Here is an 18,421-nt window from a genome sequence, read left to right as displayed (position 1 = left end):
GATGGGCTCAATCGGCTCCCGCCGCCGCACTCGAGAATAGCGACACAAGGGGTTGCTCACCCTCAGGAAAGCCCACCCCGCGTCGTCGCAGCCGGCTGCGCGCTGATCGCCATGGCAGCGGCCGTGCCGCTGACGGGCTTGATGCTGAACCAGTGCGGCCGATCGATCGCGACCAGGAATGCCAGCACCGCGAGGCCGAAGGCCAGCAGGACCAGCGAGGCGCGCGCCGTATAAATTGCCTCGCTGCGTTCTTCCTCGGGGGGTTGGGTCATGAATGTCCTTTCGTTGGCTGCGCAACATGGGGCGGCAGTCTTTCCGGTGGAGAACGCCAACGTAAGTTAATATTGCCGCACCGCAGCATGAGCCTGATGCGCGACGAAGCGCGTCGGAGCGCAGACCCGCCACGCACAAAAAAAGGCCCCCGGTTCGCACCGGGAGCCTCGAGGTTTTCTGACTTGGGAGGGGGCGTCAGAAGTTGATGCGGCCGGTGACACCGTAATAGCGATCGGCGTCACGCGGGATCTGGTAGCGGTACGAGCCGGCCGGGCCGCCATTGGCGATCGCCGCGGCGAAGCTCTGGTCGAACAGGTTGCGCACCTGGAAGGTCAGGCGGAAGCGATCGTCCTGATCGCCTACGCCAGCCGACAGGTTTACGAGGCCGTAGCCGTCGATCGTGGCCAGGCGACGCTGCACGGGATCGGGCGAGAACAGCGCGAGCTGCTTCGACTGGTAGCTGCCCTGCGCGCCGAGGAATACGTCCACCGCGCCGCCAGTGCGCCAGCGATAGTCGGCACCGAGCGACCCCTTCCACTTTGGCGCGAACGCCAGCGACGTGCCCGGTTCAATCACTGCCGATGCCGGCGCGCCCGCCGGTCGGACGAAGCGATCGACGTGCGCGTCGGTGTACGCAAGGCCGCCCGAGATCGACAGATCGTCAACCGGACGCAGCACGAGGTCGGCCTCGACACCGCGTGTCGAGACTTCGCCTGCGTTGGTGAAGCGCGTGACCACCACGCCGGCGACCAGATCCGGGTTGTTCGCCTGGAAATTGTCGTACTTGGCATAGAAGCCGGCGAGGTTAAGCGTCAGCAGGCCGTTGAACAGCGTGTTCTTCAGGCCGATCTCGTAGCTGTCCGACGTTTCGGGCGCGATCACGTTCGTGCCGTTCGAGTTCAGGTTGTAGAACACGTTGAACGCCGGGCCCTTGTAGCCGCGCGTCCAGCCGCCATAGGCGACCACGTCGCGGCTGACATCAAACTGCAGCGTCGCCTTGCCCGACCAATTGTCGTTGGTCGTCTTGCCACGCCACGGGATACCGTTCGAGGCCGCAACCGCCTGGGTCTGCGCCGCGCCCGGCGCAACGCCGGCGGCGAGCAGCTGGTTGTAGCGATCGAACACACCCTGGTCGAAGTTCGGGTTCACACCCGGGCCGGCAAGCGTGGTGGCGCGCAGGTGCGACACGTTCAGCTGATCGGTGGTGTAGCGCAGCCCGCCGATGAAGCGGAAACGATCGGTGAAGTTGACCGTGAACTGGCTGAACGCCGCGATGTTCTGGAACACCGAGCCGAAGGTCGCACTGCCGAACGGATTGGTGGTCGCCGGGGCGCCGGGCGTACCACACGGGATCAGCGTGGTCGGTACGGCGGCCGCATTGCAGTTCACCACCGCACGCGAGAAGGTCCGCTCCGACTCGGCGCGCGAGTAATAGAGGCCGAGGACGTATGAGATGAACTGGCGCGACGGCGAAGTGAGGCGCAGTTCCTGGCTGAACGTGTTGCCGGTCTGCGGCCCCAGATCGTGCAGCTGGGTGAAGCCGACATACGGCGTCGCCAGGAAGTCACCATCGCGGATCTCGGTGTTCGAATATTCGCGATAGGCGGTGATGCTGGTGACCGTCTGCGTGCCGAGCTCGGTATCGATCTGGAGCGACGCGCCGTAGCTTTCCTCTTCGGTGCGCGTGATCAGATTCTGGTTGATCCGGCGCGTCTCGTCACCGCGCGGCGTCGGCAGCGCAGCGGAGATCGGGCTGGTGATCGGATTGCCGGCGCCGTTGAGCGGGCCGGTGCCAATCACTTCGGCGCAGCAATCGTCGTCGTTCTTGCGATAATCGGCGATGAACGCGACGGTGGTCGCATCGCTCGGCATCCACTTCAGCTGCACGCGGCCGCCGACATGCTCGTAGCCGTTCACGCGGCGACCACCAAAGGCGTCGTTGCGGATGTTGCCATCGTAGCGGCTGTAGAAGCCGGTGAAGCGCGACAGCAGGTTCTCGGTGATCGGCACGTTCAGCGCGCCGCGCACGCGAGCTTCGTCACCGCCGGTGAAATAGCTGCCCTCGAGATAGCCGCCGAAATCACGCGTGGGCTGCTTGGTGACGATGTTGATCACGCCGGCCGAGGCATTCTTGCCGAACAGCGTGCCCTGCGGGCCGCGCAGCACTTCCATCCGCTCCACGTCGACGAGATCGCCGAACGCTTCGCCGGTGCGCGCCAGCACGACGCCATCGACAACCGCCGACACCGACGGCTCGCCCGCGATCGAGAAAGTGGTGGTGCCGACGCCGCGCAGGAACAGCGACTGGTTGAGCGTGGTGCCAGACTTCAGGATGTTGAGCGCGGGAACCAGCGTGGTCGCGCCTTCGAGACCCGGCGCGCCGGTGCTGGCCAGCGCCTCGCCACCGACGACGGAAACGGCGAGCGGCACGTCCTGCAGACGCTCGCTGCGCTTCTGCGCCGTGACAACGATGTCTCCTGCGCCGACGTCGGCAGGTGCAGGCGCTTCGGCCGCTACACCCGGTGCCGGCGGCGTTTCCTGCGCCGTCATCGGCTCGGCTGCCTGCCCCTCAGGCGACATGGCCTGCGCCGACACACCCTGCGCCGCGACGGCGAATGCCGCGCTCGCGGCGAGCAAAACCGCCTTCTTAGAGAAACTTACCATAACCCTCTCCAAACCCCAAACCAGTCAAACGCCGCCAAATCCACGGCGCCCTGCAATCATCCCGCTCCTTGGCAGAGACTTTCATGGCGATCGCGGATCGGGCGACGTTTCAATTGACCGCTTCCCTATAAGCCGATTCGAACGTATAAGACAACGGTGTCTTATTTAGCTCCCCCCGCTCGCTCCGTCGCCCTGGGTGACACCGGACTCACCATCAGCACCATGGCCTGGGGCATGTGGCGCTTTCGCGGCACCGATGTCGCCGCTGCGCGCGCCCTCGTCGAAGCGGCGTTCGATGCCGGCGTGACCCTGTTCGACACCGCCGACATCTATGGCCCGGACAATAACGAGGACTTCGGCGCCTCCGAGGCGCTGCTCGGCCAAGTGTTCGCGGACGCGCCTGCCCTGCGCGACAAGATGGTGCTCGCCTCCAAGGGCGGCATCCGCATGGGCGTGCCGTATGATTCGAGCGCCAGCTATCTCGCCGAGGCAATCGACGCCTCGCTGACGCGACTGCGCTGCGACAAGATCGACCTGTACCAGATCCACCGCCCCGACATGCTGGCGCACCCGCAGGAAGTGGCGCGCGCGCTCGACGATGCCCGTACCGCGGGCAAGATCACCGCGATCGGCGTGTCGAACCACACGCCGCAGCAGACCGCGGCGCTTGCCGAGTTCCTTTCCGTGCCGATCGTGAGCCACCAGCCCGAGTTTTCGGCGCTCGCCACCGCGCCGCTGTTCGACGGTCTGTTCGATCAGGCGATGCAGCGCGGCATGGCGGTGCTCGCCTGGTCGCCGCTGGGCGGTGGCCGCCTGGCCGAGCCGACCGACGAGCGCTCGCGCGCCGTGGTCGCGCTGCTTGACGAGAAGGCGAGCGAAGCCGGCGTCGATCGCACGGCAGCCGCCTATAGCTGGATCATGGCGCATCCCGCGCGCCCGATCCCGATCGTCGGCACGCAGAATGTGTCGCGGATCGCCACGATCCCCGATGCCTACAAACCGCAATGGACGCGCGAGCAATGGTACGCCGTCCTTCAAGCCAGCATGGGAGAACGTTTGCCGTGACGGGTTCGACGAACAAAGGGTGCGAAGTCAGCTGGTTTTCCGCGCTGTGCGATGACGATTACGAGTTTCTCGGCGTTCCCGATCCCAAGCTGAAGTCGAGCTGGGAGCATTGCCGCGACATCGTGATGCAGGCCGAAACGGGCGGGTTCGACAATATCCTGCTGCCGTCGGGCTATGCGCTGGGGATCGACACCACCGCCTTTGCCGCGGCGATCGCGACGATGGTGAAGCGCATGCGCCTGCTGATGGCAGTGCGCATCGGCGAGAGCTGGCCGCCGCAGTTGGCGCGCCAGATCGCGACGATCGATCGCATCCTGGGCGGGCGGCTGACGGTGAACATCATCTCCTCCGACCTGCCGGGCGAGACGCTGGCGTCGGCACCGCGCTATGCCCGCACGCTGGAAGCGATGCAGATCCTGAAAACCATGCTGAACGGCGAGGCGCTGGATCACCAGGGCGAGTTCTGGAAGCTGAAGCTCGATCCGCCGGCGGTAACGACCGTGTCGGGCAAGTGCCCGCCGCTGTATTTCGGCGGGCTGTCGCCGGACGCACGGGAAGTCGCAGCGCAGGGCGCGGACGTCTATCTGATGTGGCCCGACAAGAAGGAAGCGGTCCAGTCGATCATCGACGACATGACCGCGCGCGCCGCCAAGCACGGCCGCACGCTGAAGTTCGGCTATCGCGCGCATGTCGTGGTACGTGACACCGAAACCGAGGCGCGCGCTGCTGCCGACCGCCTGCTGTCGAAGCTGGACGCCGCGCAGGGCGAGGCGATCCGTAACAAGTCGCTCGACACCACCTCAACCGGCGTCGCCGCTCAGGCCGCACTGCGCGAGGGCGCGACCGACGATGGCTATGCCGAGGCGAATCTGTGGACCGGTGTCGGCCGGGCGCGCTCGGGCTGCGGCGCGGCAATCGTCGGCGATCCAGATCAGGTGCTCGCGAAGCTGAAGATGTACCAGGACATGGGCATCGAGGCGTTCATCCTGTCGGGCTATCCGCATGCCGCGGAAGCCGATCTGTTCGCCCGCCACGTGCTGCCCAAGCTCGAGCACGGGCCGCTCGCGGTTTGAGAAGTCCAGGCGGGCGGGCTGCGCAGTCCGCCCGCCTTGTGCCGCACCGGCCGAGACCTGCCCCTGCAGCGCGCGTGGCGTCGGCAGACCGGCAGGCCGGACGATGACCCCGCGCGGCGGCGGTGAGAGGAAAAGATACATGCACACCGACAAGCCACTGATCGTTGGCATCGGCGGGACCACCGTCGCCGGCTCGTCAACCGAGCGCGCGTTGCAGATCGCGCTCGCCGCCGCTGCCGCGGCAGGCGCAGACATCCAGTTGTTTGGCGGCGAGGCGCTGGCCGCACTGCCGCTATACACGCCCGGCGTGACCCGTGCGGATAAAGAGCGAGCGCTGGTGTCGGCGGTGCGCGCCGCCTCTGGCGTGATCATCGCCTCGCCCGGTTATCACGGCAGCGTGTCCGGCCTCGTGAAGAACGCGATCGACCTCTTGGAAGAAACCGCGCGCGATTCGCGGCCGTATCTGGCGGATGTGCCGGTCGGGCTGATCGCCACCGCTTACGGCTGGCAGGCGACCGGATCGACGGTCGCGGCGCTGCGCTCGATCGCGCATGCGCTGCGGGGCTGGCCGACGCCCTTTGCGGCAACGGTGAACAGCGCGCAGACCAAGCTCGACGCGCAGGGCGGATGCAGCGACCCGGCGGTGATCGAGCAACTGCGCCTCGTCGGACGGCAGGTTGCCGCCGCCGCGCTGCGCGACCATGCAACGCGGGCCGCGGCATGAGCGTACGCCTCCACGCTGCCGAGGGCGGGTTCGACATCTTTGCCGGCGACGTGCTGGTCATCCGCCACCGTGCCGACGCGCCGGCGCTGTTCGTCGGCGCGGGAAGCCCCCGCGTCGATATGTATCGCGGCAATTACTTTCTTGAGGACAAGCTTGCCGAGCGCGTGGCGCTCCGCGAAGCGGCGATCGACGGCGATCGCGTAATCCTGTCTGCAGGCGGCCGCGCGCTGCTGGCGTTGACCGTGCGCGACGGCGCGTTGGCATGCGAGGCGCTCGACCCGGCGCTCAACCGGCTGTGGCTGAGCACCGTCGGCGAGGCTGGCGAGCGTTTCTGGGGCGGCGGCGAGCAACTGTCCTATGTCGACATGGCGGGCCGGCGTTTTCCGATGTGGACGTCGGAGCCGGGTATCGGGCGCGACAAGTCGACGCTCATGACGTTCCAGTGCGACCGCGACCACCGCTCCGGCGGCGATTACTGGAACACCAATTATCCGCAGCCGACCTATCTTTCCTCGCGCCGCTACGCGCTGCATGTCGATACGACGGCATATAGCTGCTTCGACTTTCGCGATGCGGACGCGCCCGAGATCGAGGTCTGGGAAATACCCGCACGGATCGAGCTGTTCGCGGCGGATCGCTTCGCCAGCCTCGTCGGACAGCTTTCCACACGCTTCGGGCGGCAGCCGCAGCTACCCGCCTGGGCCTTTTCGGGCGCGATCCTGGGGCTGAAGGACGGCACGCGCAGCTTCGAGCGCATGGAAAAGATCATCGCGGCGGGGGCCGAGGTGACCGGGCTGTGGTGCGAGGACTGGATCGGCCTGCGCGTCACCAGCTTCGGCAAGCGGCTGTTCTGGGATTGGAAAGCGAACGACGCGCGCTATCCAAACCTTAAGCAGAAGATTGCGGAGCTGAACGATCGCGGCATCCGCTTCATGGGCTATGTGAACCCCTATCTGGCAATCGACGGCACGCAATATGTCGAGGCCGCCGAAGCCGGGTATCTCGCGCTGAAGCTCGACGCGGACGAGCCGTATATCGTCGATTTCGGCGAGTTCGACTGCGGCATCGTCGATTTCACCAACCCGGCCGCCGCCGAATGGTTCGCCGACCGCGTGATCGGCCGCGAGATGTTGGACATCGGCCTGTCGGGATGGATGGCGGATTTCGGCGAGTATCTGCCGACCGACGTGCGCCTGCACGACGGCAGCGATGGCATGCTGGCGCACAATGCCTGGCCGACGCTCTGGGCGGAGGTGAACGCACGGGCGGTGGCGAGCCGCAGTAAGACCGGCGATGCCGTATTCTTCATGCGCGCGGGCTTCACCGGGGTGGGCGCGCATTGCCCACTGCTGTGGGCGGGCGACCAGTGCGTCGACTTCTCGCGCCACGACGGGATCGGCACGGTGATCCGCGCGGCGCTGTCGTCCGGCCTGGTCGGCAATGCCTATCACCACAGCGATCTGGGCGGGTACACCAGCCTGTATGACAACGTCCGCACGCCCGAGCTGCTGATGCGCTGGAGCGAGCTGTCCGCTTTCTCGCCGGTGATGCGCAGTCACGAGGGCAATCGACCGGACAGCAATTTGCAGCTTGACGGCGATGACGCGGTGCTGGCGCACTTCGTGGCGATGACCAAGGTTCACGCCGCGCTCGCGCCCTATGTCGCGCATCTGTGCGAAGAAGCAGCGGCGACCGGCCTGCCGCTGCAACGCGCGCTGTTTCTCGATTACGAGGATGACGCTGGCTGCTGGGGCGTGGAGACGCAATTCGCTTACGGCCGCGATCTGATCGTCGCGCCGGTGATCGAGGCGGGTGCCGAGCGGTGGCACGCCTATCTGCCCGCCGGTGCCGAATGGCGACATCTTTGGTCGGGCGAGGCATTTGTGGGCGGCGCAACCGCCGAAGTTGCCGCACCGATCGGCCAGCCGCCGGTATTTTATCGCAGCGACAGCGCCTTTGCGGCTCTGTTCGCATCAATCGGCGCGGCGTGAACCATGCACGGTTATTGCTTCGTCGCGGTGAGCGTCATGCCAAAGCAAGCAGGGGTGCGGCTGTGAGCGGGTACGCGTCGCTGCCGCTCGCGGCGGACCTCTACAACGATCTCGAGCCCTCGCCCAAGTCGAGCTGGCGCGACCTCGTGCCCGGCCTGATGGTGGCGGTGCTAGCGACGATGGCGGCGGCGTTCGTTGCCGATCATTACAATGCACCGCTAACGCTGATGGCGCTGCTGATCGGGCTGGCGCTGAACTTCCTCGGCGCGGACCCGCGTATGGGGCCGGGGCTGGGCTTCGCCTCCAAGACGCTGCTGCGCTGGGGCATCGTGCTGGTCGGTGCGCGCATCACGTTAGGGCAGATCGCCGGGCTGGGCCCGATGACGCTGCTGGCGGTCATGGCGATCCTGCTGGTGACGCTGGGGAGCGGCGTGATCGTCGCACGGGTGCTTGGTCTCGGCAGCGCGTTCGGCACGCTGGCGGGCGGCGCAGTGGCGATCTGCGGCGCATCGGCGGCGATGGCGCTGGCGACGACGCTGGGCGAAAAGCGCGCCAATCAGGCGCAGCTGGCGCTGGTGCTCGTCGGCATCTCGGCGGCGAGCGCGACGGCAATGTTCCTGTATCCGACGCTGGCGCACCAGCTTGGCCTTTCCGACCGGCAGGCAGGCTTCATGCTCGGCGCGTCGATCCATGACGTCGCGCAGGCATTGGGCGCGGGGTACAGCTATTCGGACGGCGCGGGGCAGATCGCGGCCATCGTGAAGCTGACGCGCGTGGCGCTGCTTGCCCCCGTGCTGGCGCTGGTCGCTGCCTTCTTCCGCCCAGAAGACGGGAAGAAGACCGGCATCACGCTGCCCTGGTTCGTCGTCGGCTTCTTTGCCTTTGCGGGCGTCAATTCGCTGGGCGTGATCCCGGCCGTCGCGAGCCGCGGCGCGCAGGATATCGCCACCGGCTGCCTCGCCTGCGCCGTCGCAGCGACCGGTATCCGCGCACCGATGAGTTCGCTGCTGGAAACCGGCATCAAGCCGATCCTGGTGATCGTTACCGCCTCGCTGGTCGCGCTGGCGCTGTCGCTCGCGGGGGCGCTGATCCTGCTGTGAGGTTGCCGGCCGCGCGGTAATCGTGCCCGGATGGTATCAGCGGGCGCCGTAGCTCAGAGCGCTGCGGCCACGCGGCGACAGGCTGCGAAAGGTGATCGACCAGCGGATCGCCGCCATCTCGGCGATGCTATGCTCCCATTCGTAGCGTGCGACGCCCTGGAGATGGTAGATGCCGCGCGGCGGAAGCGGCATCGTCGCACGCTCGAACCGCTCGCCCATGCGGCGGCGGAACCGCATGTCGGCCGGCGCGCCGAGCGACAGTCCGACGACGTGGTCGAAGTGCGGTCGGTCGCGGTGCCAGCCAATCCCCGCACCCGGATCATAGCGGGTGAGGAGCGCCTGAATCAGCGCATCGGGTACGAGTCCGGCAAAGGCCGCGACGCGATCCCTGATCGGCAAGAGCCAGGTGGGCATCGGCGTTGTCGGAGCGAGGCTGGCGTGATCGAAATCATAGTGCAGCCCGAAGCTGTGCGTCAGCCGCTTGCCCACCCACCCCTGAAAACGGAACGGCGCAAGATTGAGCCTGTCGATCGCGCGAATGAGCGCCTGCTCCTCGGGCGGAGACAGGAAGCTCTCGGCGCTGGTAGCGCCGGGAAGAACGGGGGTGCCAAACAGATCAAGCATTGCGGTGGCACCTATATCGGCGCGCCCGGTGCGTGATGCCACCCTGCCGCAGGCTGTCCGCCGGCCCGGCGAGCACTAGGGAACTCGCCGAGCCATCGCGCGCGGCCGGCTAGAGCCGCTCCATAGGTACGAGAGCCTCAGCCATTTGGATGCATCGATACGTAATTTGCGAATTTGGTCTTCAACGGACCAGCAGCCTGCCGTTCAAACAGGCTCCGGCCTGCGCGACTGCCGGCCCATCTCCGAGACCGATCGTTCAGTCCGACCCGAACAGATCGCGCGTGAATACCTTTTCGCGTACATCCTCAAGCTCTTCGGTCCGGCGGTTGGCGATGATGACGTCGGCGTGCTGCTTGAACGCATCCAGATCGTGCATCACGCGCGAGCCGAAGAAATCTTCGTCATCCATTGCGGGCTCGAAGATCACCACTTCGATTCCCTTGGCCTTGATCCGCTTCATGATGCCCTGCACCGACGATTGGCGGAAATTGTCGGAGCCTGCCTTCATCACCAGCCGGAACACGCCAACCGTCTTTGGCTGGAGTGCCAGGATCTGATCGGCGAGGAAATCCTTGCGGGTGCGGTTCGCATCGACGATCGCGCGGATCAGGTTCTGCGGCACGTCCGAGTAATTGGCGAGGAGCTGCTTGGTGTCCTTGGGCAGGCAATAGCCGCCGTAGCCGAAGCTGGGGTTGTTGTAATGCTTGCCGATGCGCGGATCGAGGCCAACGCCATCGATGATCTGGCGCGTGTCCATGCCGCCAGCGATGGCGTAGCTGTCGAGTTCGTTGAAGAAGGCGACGCGCATCGCGAGATAGGTGTTGGCGAACAGCTTGATCGCCTCCGCCTCGCGCGCATCGGTGAACAGGATCTCGACATCCTTCTTGATCGCGCCGCCGAGCAGCAGATCGGCAAAGATCCGCGCGCGCTCCGATCGCTCGCCGACGATAATGCGCGAGGGATGCAGATTGTCGTGCAGCGCGCGGCCTTCGCGCAGGAACTCGGGGCTGAAGATCACCTGATCGGTGCCGAGCCGCGCGCGCACATCGTCGACGAAGCCGACCGGGATGGTCGATTTGACGACGATCGTGGCGGTGCGGTTCACCGCGATCGCGGTCGCGATCACCGCCTCGACCGACGAGGTGTCGAACTTGTTGGTATCGACATCGTAATTGGTCGGGGTGGCGACGATGACGTAATCGGCACCGGCCAGCGCTTCGTTCGGATCGAGCGTCGCGGTCAGGTTGAGCGGCGCATCGGTGAGGAAGTGCTGAAGCTCCGCATCGACGATCGGCGACTGCTTCGCATTGAGCATGGCGACGCGTTCGGGGGTGATATCGACCGCCGCGACCTCGTTGTGCTGTGCTAGCAGCACGGCGTTGGAGAGGCCGACATAGCCGAGCCCGAATACCGCAATCTTCATCTCGTTCTGTTCCACCCTGCGTAGCGTCGAAACCAGGTGTGAGATGACAGGCAGCGCCCAGCGATGCGACCAGCCCACGTCCCCCGGGCGACGCTATTCCGCATGATGCGTCCGCCCGTCAAATGTTTCGGGCTATCCGTCTTGGACGGCGGACGATTCGCCGGGCCATGGCTGGTCTCTCGCGGTCTCGGCAGCGGCCGCCAACGTACGAACCGTCATTGCAGGATCTCAAAGCAGCGGTGCGTTTTCGGCGATGCGCGCGGATGTCGTCAGCAGCGCCTCGATGATCGCTGCACGGTTCGCTTCGGTTTGTCGCTCGATCGGCCCGGAAACGCCGATGGCAGCGCCGGCTCGCCCGTCCTCGCGCAGGATCGGTGCGGCGAAGCTGAAGATGCCGGGCGTCCAGCTGTCGACTGCCTCGACATAGCCGCGATGGCGCACCTCCTCCAGCGAGGCGAGCACCGCCTGCTGGTCGATCTCGAAACGCGGCGGCAAGGGTGCGCTTTCGAGCGACTCGCGCAGCAATGTTGCAGGATCGGTCTCATGCGCCAGCATGGCATGGCCGGCGGCCGTCGTTGCAATGGGCAGGCGCGAGCCGGGTCGGCTGGAGAACCGCAACGGTCGCGGCGACAGAAGCTTTTCGATTACCAGGATCGCATTCTTGTCGAGCACGTACAGGTTCACGGTCTCGCCCAGTGTCTTGTGCAGATCCTGCATGTAAGGCGCGGCCGCGCGCCGCGCGGGATGATCGGCGACGACCTTGGAGCCGAGCTCGAACAGCTTCAGGCTCGGTCGGTACCGCCCCGTCTCCTCGTCTTGAACGACGAACCCGCCGGCGATCAGCGTCGCCAACGTGCGATGCGCGTTGCTTTTCTGAAGGCCAAGCTCCTGCGCGACCGCTGACAGCCGCATGGGCGCCGCGGCGCGCACCAGCAGCTCCAGCACGTTCAGGCCCTTTGAAACCGTCGAGTCCATCTTTATCGTCCGCCGTGACCGATCTGACGTGATGCCCCCTGCTTCCGGGGATGTCTAATGTCGGACCGGCCGCACCTGCTTCAGCGTTGCAATGCCATGATCGCCGCGCGCCAAGGGTCTTACCCCTCCCGTCCGGCCGGCAGGTCCGCGAACAGCGCGCGGTCCTTTGCTTCGGGATCATTCTCCACCCGCGGCTTGCTGTCGAAGATCATGGTCGCGCGGCGCGCCGCATCATAGGTCGGCCAGGTCGGGAGCGCCTTCGTTTGGGGGCTTCCGGTGCGCGCGAACGCGATCCACGCGTCGCTCATCAGGTCGGCCATATGCTGCTGGTCGCCGCCCTCACCGACCATCGACCGCGACTTGGCGACATTGTCGAACACGAAGGCGATGTCGAGTGCGTGCGGGGTCTGCCATTTGCCGCCGTCGACCGGCGTCTTCCATTGCAGCTGGTACATATAGACCGGCGCGCCGCCCTGCGCCGCCTTGCGCTCGGCCTGGGTGATCGCGGTCTTGCGGTAATTGCGCCAGGTGTTGACGCGAAAGAAGATGTCGCCGGCGTTGTCGCCGGGGTGCAGCTTGCGCTGCTGAGCGATCAGTGCGGCGACGTCGGTGCCGGGCAGCGTCTTCCCGAGCCGCTCGGGCAGGTCCTCCCACGTCATGGTGAACGTGCTTGGGTCGCCCACGCCGATGTTCAGCCGAGTTTCGGTCTGGTTGGTGCCGACCAGCAACGGCACGTCCTTTGACATAGGCGGCGCGTCGGGATCGAACGGGTCGCGCGGCATCACCGTGCTGTCGGTCACCGGGCGGAAGAACGCGCCGCGGCTCTTGGACTTGGCCTCCACCTTCACGAGCTGCTCGAACGGCATCGCAGCGAGCTTGTCTACCTCGCCGCGCTGCAAACCGGCCACGCGCATGATGTCCGCCGCAATGGCAGTGCCGATCGCCGGACTGAAGCCCTTCAGCGACATCGACCCGCTCTGGGCGATCACCTTGTGGAACAGCCCCTTGGCGGGCGGAAAGGCCATCATCGTCGACACCTTGGCGCCGCCGCCGGATTCACCGAAGATGGTGACGTTGCCCGGATCGCCGCCGAACTTGACGATATTGTCGCGCACCCATTGCAGCGACTGCACCATGTCGAGGCTGCCGACATTGCCCGACTTGGCATAGCGCGGATCGTCGGTCAGCCCGGCGACATTGAGATAGCCGAAGGCGTTCAGCCGGTGATTGACAGTGACGAGCACCACGTCGCCGCGCTTCGCCAGCCGCACGCCATCATAACCGTGGCTCGATCCCGATCCGGTGACATAGCCGCCACCATGAAACCACACCATGACCGGCCGCTTCTTCCCGTCGTTCAGCCCGCGCGTCCAGACGTTGAGGAACAGGCAATCCTCGCTTTGCGGCGTGTCGTTCACCCAGGAGGCGAACAGCGACACCTCGCCCGAGGTGATCTGCGGACAGGTGTTGCCATAGGCCTTCGCATCAACGGTTTCGCGCCATGGCTCGGGCGCACGCGCCGGCTGGAACCGCACCGGTGCGGTATCGGCACCGTAGCGCACGCCCTTGAAGACGTGCACGCCATCCTCGTCGGTGCCGCGCACCGGCCCGGCGCTGGTGCGCACCACCGGATCCTGCGCGGCGGCCGAGGAGGCGATCAACAGGCCGGCGGCGGCACTGCCCAGCAACGTCGCGATCTTCATGCTCTTCTCCATTCTTCCGCTCCGCTCAGAACCGCGCCGTCGCACCGACGAACAGGCTGCGCCCAATGATGTCATAGGTCGAGGTGGCCGTGGTGGCCGGGCCGCCGAATTCAGGCGGCTGCTTGTCGGCGATGTTGGTGATGCCGGCGCGCAGCTCGAACTGCTTGTCCACGATCAATCGGCCGATCAGGTCGAAATAGCTGACCGACGGCACGCCCGGCGCTGTTCCTGCCGTACCGACGTTGCCTGAGTTGGACTGTTCGCCGATGTAGCGCCAGCGCAACGCGAGCGACCCGGCGCTGCCCGACACGGTGGCGGTGGTGACATGCTTCCAGCGCGGGTGCGTGCTGGAGAAACCGTCGATCTGCGTGTTGCCGATGGTGCCGGCGTAATCGAACGTCGGCTCGGTCGACAGGCTCTGGATCTTGTAATCCATCACATAGGTGACGGCGCTGTTGATCGAGAAGGTGCCCACCTCGCCGAGCCCGATCGCCGCATCGACCTGAAAGTCGAGTCCGGCGGTCTGATAGCGCCCCAGGTTGAACAGCGGCTCGTCGATATAGGCGAGCACGCCCGCGCTATCGCGCTTGATTAGCTGGCAGTAATAATTGTTCGGATCATAGGTCGGGTTCAGCCCACCCAGATTGAAGCATTGGTTCAGCGCCAGCGGGCTGGTGACGTAGCCGATCGCGTCCTCGACGGCGATGTTGTAGTAATCGACCGAGAAAGAGAAACGCTTCAGCAGCGCCTTGGCGAAGTCGGGCTGGAACACCGCACCGACGGTGTAGCTGTCGGCGGTTTCCTCGTTCAGGTCGGGATTGCCGACGCGGAAGGCGGCATTGGCGCGGCCCGAATAGCGATAAGTGCCGACCAGGTTCTGCGGCACGCCATTGGCGACGCACAGCGCGACCACCTTGGCCGGATCGACCCCGTTTGCCTTTCCGGTGCGGGCAGCGCCGCGCACGTCGCACGGATCGCCCGCGCCGTCTGGCGCAAGGCCGATCACGCCGGTCGCGCCAGATCGCGGCGAATACAGATCGCCAAGGCTGGGCGCGCGGATCGCGCGCGAATAGCCGCCGCGGATCGCCACCCCGTCGAACGGCGTCCAGTTGCCGCTCGCCTTGTAGGTGTGGACGCCGCCGATTCGGTCATAGTCCGAATAGCGATAGGCGAGGTCGAGCTCGAGCGAGCGGAAGAACGGCCGGTCGCGCAGGAGCGGCAGCAGCAGTTCGCCGTAGAATTCGCGCACCGCGATATCGCCGCCCGACGACAGCGCGCCCGACGAGCCGAGCGCTTCGGGCGAGGTCGTGACGCCCGGCACTGCCGTCGGCGTCGGGCTGTTACGCGGGTCGATATCGGCGCGATAATCGTTGCGGCGATATTCGGCGCCGACGTTGAATCCGATGGGTCCGCCGGGCAGCTCGAACAGCTCGCCGCTCAGATTGCCCTGCACCACCGTCTGGCTGAAGCGATACCGATTGGTGGTGCTGAAGGTGAGATAGGCGGCACACGACGGCGAGGTCGGCGTGAAGCCGAACGGATCATAGCCGCCTTCGCACTGGCTGCGGCCACCGTCTGCGCGGCCATCGGGGCCGACGCCGTTCACCACTGCGTTGAAGCGGCTGCGGCTCACCTGGTTGAACGCGCTTTCGTCGTTGCGCGTCTCGCCGTGCGACACATAGATGTCGTAGCGCAGCGACCCGCCAAGATCGCCCTTCGCACCGCCGAGCAGCTGATAGACATCGTAATCCTGCTTCACCCGCACCTGCCCGATGCGCGTGCTGGTGAAATAATAGCCGAATGGGTCATTCGGGCGCGGGCGTGAATTCAACAGGGTACGCAGATCGGGCGTCACGAACGGATTGTCGGCGCGGATCGCGATGGTGCCGACCACCGATTGCAGCACGCCCGATTCACTCGTCTGGTCGGTGGTGTAGGTCGCGTAATTGCCCTGCGCGTAGAAGGTAAGCGCCGGCGACACCTCGAACTCGCCGCGCGCGAAGGCGGTGTAGCGTTCCAGCGGCAGTTGCACCGTGCCGTCGAGCAGTGCGACCTGCGAGACGATGCCGGTTTCGTCCACGACATAGCCGTCGAGCGGCGTCGGCCGCAAATTCGATGCGTTGTTGCGGCCGATCAGCGTGCCGTCGGTGTTGAGGATGATGCTGCTCGCGCTTGGTGGTAGCGGCGTGCCGTACACGTTGGTGAACAGGTTGCGGTATGCCGCAACGGAGGCGGCGCTCCCGGCACCGAAGGGATTGGTGCCCGATTGTACGATCGCGCCGCTCGTCGGTGATGACGTGCCCAGCCGGTTGTCGAAGAAGCGCCGTGCCTGGCGCGACGCGGTGCCGCGCTGCAGGTATGAGCCGGAGACGAACAATCGCGCGCGATCATCCAGCAGCGCGCCGCCCCAAGTCAGCGAACCGCTATAGTTCGCGCCATCGCCCTTGTCGGTGATGCCCGCGTCCCCGGTCAGCTCGAACCCGCGAAAACCGTTGTTGAAGCGGAAGTTGACGACGCCCGCGATCGCATCCGACCCGTACACGGCGGAGGCGCCGCCGGTGATGACTTCGACCGAGGAGATCAGAGCCGGCGAGATCGTGTTGAGATCGATTGCGCCCTGCACGTCGGATGGCTGCAAGCGGCGCCCGTCAAACAGCACCAGGGTGCGCGGCGCACCCAGGCCGCGCAGATTGGCGTTGGCCCGTCCGCCGGACGATCCCGCACCCGACCCGCCGACGCTCGACGTTTGCGCATTTTGCGTCGCCTGGAATTGCGGCAGCTGGTTCAGCGACTGATCGACCGTCGCCGGCCCGGTGTTTTCCAGAAAGTCCTTGTTCACCGTGGTGATCGGGCTTTCCGCGGTAAAATCGCGCCGTGCGATGCGCGAACCGGTGATGATGATATCCTGGTCGCGCTGCGTTTCAGGCGCGGCGGACTCCGCCGACGGGAGCGGTGTGAGATCCTGCGCCCAAGCGCAGCCCTGCCACCCGCAGATCGCCACCGTGCTCAACAACCAAGCCCGCATAATCCCCACCCCTCTTGCTATTTGCCGCTGTTGCGACTTGCGCGCGCTCTGGGACCGTCCACCGCAAGACGCAACAGAAGTTTTGTCATTTATTATGTCGTTCCGTATGGTGGAAATCTAGCCGCGAGTTGCCGCTGGCTTGATCTCTTGCCAAAGCGCGCGGAACTCGGCGCGCGGATCGCTTTCCACGCGCGTTTCCTCGCCGAAGATCATGGTCGCGCGCTGTGGTGGCGCATACGGCGTCCAGCTCGGGATCTTGTCATTGGCCGGATTGCCCGTCGCGGCGAAGGCCGCCCAGGATGAGGCGATGCGCGACGCCATGCGCACACTTCCTGCGCTCGGTCCGTTCAGCCCGCCACGCACGTTGTAGAGGCTTGGGCCGACATCAATCCCGTGGACCGCGCCGAAGCGGCCGCCATAAGCCGGGCTGGGCCAGGTCCACAGATACGTCCAGATCGGGGCGCCCGCTTGCTTGGCCTTGAGCTCCGCCATCGCAAAGGCACTCTTGCGGAACCACAAATCGCTGTCGATCCGCGCCGCCACCAGGAACGGCGGCGCCTTTGCGTCTTCCGCGCGATACATTTTGACCACCTCCGCCGCGCGATCGCCGGCGCGTTGGCGTGCGAAATCGACCAGGCCCGCCTCGGTCATCGCAAAATCGGTCATGCGATAGGCGCGCTCGTCGAGCGCCGTGGACACGATCATCGGCACGTCGGCGGAGACCGCGGGCGCGTCCGGGAAGAACGGGTGCCGCGGAATGGCCGTGCCGTCGAGCACCGGCGCAAAGGAGCCCGGCGCCTCGCCGCGCGCCCGCGCGCTCGCTTCAAGCTCCGCCTGCGCCTCCAGCAGCGTGATGAACGGCACATCCTGCAGCTTGCGCACGTCGCGCGGCCCGAGGCCAAGCGCCTTCATCAGCGCAGCGCTGCGCGCCGCCGCCACATCGGGGGTCAGCACCTTGAGCGCCGATCCGCTCATCACGCCGGCGCGGTGGAACAGCCCCTTGGCACCCGGCATCGCCAGCAGCACGCTGGTCTTCGCGCCGCCGCCCGACTGGCCATAGACCAGCACGCGCGACGGATCGCCGCCGAACTGCGCCACATTGGCCTTGATCCAGCGCAGCGCGGCGACGAGGTCCATCATGCCCGCCGCGCCCGAGCTGGCGAAATCCGCGCCGCCCGCCTCCGCCAGATGCAGGTAGCCAAAAGCGCCCAGCCGATGATTGACCGCGATCACCACGGCCTTGCCGAAGCGTGCCATCTGCTCGCCGTCCATGCCGCTGGAATTGCCCGACCCGCCGTAGAAGCCGCCACCGTGCAGCACCACGATCACCGGCAGCTTCGCGGTTGCCGACAGCTGCGGCGTCCACAGGTTGAGCGACAGGCAATCCTCGCCGATGCCGGCCGGCTGCGTTTCGAACATGATGAGATCGGCATAGGGACTGCGGCGATCGGCCGGCACCTGCGGGCTCACGTCGGAATAGGCGATCGCATCGCGCACACCCGCCCATTTCGCGACGGGCTGCGGCGGCATGAAGCGGTTGCGGCCAGAGGTCGGCGCGCCGTAGCGGATGCCCTTGAAGACGGCGACGTCGCCGCCGCTATAGCCGCGCAGCTTGCCGTCGGCCGTCTCCACCACCGGAAACATCGCCGACGCCGACACACGCCCCGGCAGCAGCGTCGCTGCCGCCGCCATACCGCCGCCGAGCACGAACCCGCGACGCGAAGCTGATCCGATCATGCCTTCATCTCCCCATTTCATGTCTGTTTTTCCGTGCCGATGCG

Annotated in this window: 13 protein-coding genes; 5 read left to right on the top strand and 8 right to left on the bottom strand. The window is 66.2% G+C overall.

Annotated elements, in window-relative coordinates; translation table 11 throughout:
* Positions 1-62: 62 nt before the first annotated feature.
* Together SPDO_RS10585 and SPDO_RS10580 are read right to left on the bottom strand one after the other, a co-directional pair.
* Entirely contained in the window at positions 63-272 is a 210-nt protein-coding gene (locus SPDO_RS10585; protein WP_088367420.1) for a hypothetical protein, read from the bottom strand.
* 196 nt (positions 273-468) lie between these two features.
* Positions 469-2,937 carry a TonB-dependent receptor domain-containing protein gene (locus SPDO_RS10580; RefSeq protein WP_088367419.1) on the bottom strand — a complete coding sequence of 823 codons (2,469 nt, stop codon included), beginning with the start codon at positions 2,935-2,937 and terminating at the stop codon, positions 469-471.
* 156 nt (positions 2,938-3,093) lie between these two features.
* Between SPDO_RS10580 and SPDO_RS10575 the strand changes: the two genes are divergently transcribed.
* The 5 genes from SPDO_RS10575 to SPDO_RS10555 all read left to right on the top strand — a co-directional run bounded on the left by SPDO_RS10575 (position 3,094) and on the right by SPDO_RS10555 (position 8,890).
* Positions 3,094-4,002 carry an aldo/keto reductase gene (locus SPDO_RS10575; protein WP_425441948.1) on the top strand — a complete coding sequence of 303 codons (909 nt, stop codon included), beginning with the start codon at positions 3,094-3,096 and terminating at the stop codon, positions 4,000-4,002.
* Positions 3,999-5,075 carry an LLM class flavin-dependent oxidoreductase gene (locus SPDO_RS10570; RefSeq protein WP_245829382.1) on the top strand — a complete coding sequence of 359 codons (1,077 nt, stop codon included), beginning with the start codon at positions 3,999-4,001 and terminating at the stop codon, positions 5,073-5,075. Before SPDO_RS10575 ends, SPDO_RS10570 begins: the two co-directional genes overlap by 4 nt.
* A 139-nt stretch (positions 5,076-5,214) precedes the next feature.
* Positions 5,215-5,799, top strand: coding sequence for an NADPH-dependent FMN reductase (locus SPDO_RS10565; RefSeq protein ID WP_088367417.1), 585 nt, complete (start codon positions 5,215-5,217; stop codon positions 5,797-5,799).
* The gene (locus SPDO_RS10560; RefSeq protein ID WP_088367416.1) at positions 5,796-7,790 is read left to right on the top strand and encodes an alpha-glucosidase; all 1,995 of its coding nucleotides are present in this window, start codon (positions 5,796-5,798) and stop codon (positions 7,788-7,790) included. The genes SPDO_RS10565 and SPDO_RS10560 overlap by 4 nt, the downstream gene beginning before the upstream one ends.
* A gap of 62 nt (positions 7,791-7,852) precedes the next feature.
* Positions 7,853-8,890 (top strand): YeiH family protein, encoded by a 1,038-nt coding sequence (locus SPDO_RS10555; RefSeq protein WP_245829381.1) that lies wholly within the window; start codon positions 7,853-7,855, stop codon positions 8,888-8,890.
* 36 nt (positions 8,891-8,926) lie between these two features.
* Here the strand turns inward: SPDO_RS10555 and SPDO_RS10550 are convergent, their stop codons facing one another.
* The 6 genes from SPDO_RS10550 to SPDO_RS10525 all read right to left on the bottom strand — a co-directional run bounded on the left by SPDO_RS10550 (position 8,927) and on the right by SPDO_RS10525 (position 18,377).
* Entirely contained in the window at positions 8,927-9,514 is a 588-nt protein-coding gene (locus SPDO_RS10550) for an alpha-ketoglutarate-dependent dioxygenase AlkB (RefSeq protein WP_088367415.1), read from the bottom strand.
* Positions 9,515-9,770: 256 nt separating this feature from the next.
* A complete protein-coding gene (locus tag SPDO_RS10545; protein ID WP_088367514.1) occupies positions 9,771-10,937 on the bottom strand; it encodes a nucleotide sugar dehydrogenase in 1,167 nt (388 codons plus the stop codon).
* Positions 10,938-11,165: 228 nt separating this feature from the next.
* Complete coding sequence (locus tag SPDO_RS10540) at positions 11,166-11,912, bottom strand: IclR family transcriptional regulator (RefSeq protein ID WP_088367414.1); 747 nt, start codon at positions 11,910-11,912, stop codon at positions 11,166-11,168.
* 119 nt (positions 11,913-12,031) lie between these two features.
* The gene (locus SPDO_RS10535; protein ID WP_245829380.1) at positions 12,032-13,615 is read right to left on the bottom strand and encodes a carboxylesterase/lipase family protein; all 1,584 of its coding nucleotides are present in this window, start codon (positions 13,613-13,615) and stop codon (positions 12,032-12,034) included.
* A gap of 25 nt (positions 13,616-13,640) precedes the next feature.
* The gene (locus tag SPDO_RS10530) at positions 13,641-16,640 is read right to left on the bottom strand and encodes a TonB-dependent receptor plug domain-containing protein (protein ID WP_088367412.1); all 3,000 of its coding nucleotides are present in this window, start codon (positions 16,638-16,640) and stop codon (positions 13,641-13,643) included.
* 117 nt (positions 16,641-16,757) lie between these two features.
* The gene (locus SPDO_RS10525) at positions 16,758-18,377 is read right to left on the bottom strand and encodes a carboxylesterase/lipase family protein (RefSeq protein ID WP_245829378.1); all 1,620 of its coding nucleotides are present in this window, start codon (positions 18,375-18,377) and stop codon (positions 16,758-16,760) included.
* Between the last annotated feature and the right edge of the window lie 44 nt (positions 18,378-18,421).

This window comes from Sphingomonas dokdonensis (assembly GCF_002197685.1).
In the GTDB taxonomy this organism is placed as follows: Bacteria; Pseudomonadota; Alphaproteobacteria; order Sphingomonadales; family Sphingomonadaceae; genus Sphingomonas; species Sphingomonas dokdonensis.
The sequence above is the reverse complement of the archived record's forward strand: the minus strand, read 5'-3'. Positions and strand labels throughout refer to the sequence as shown.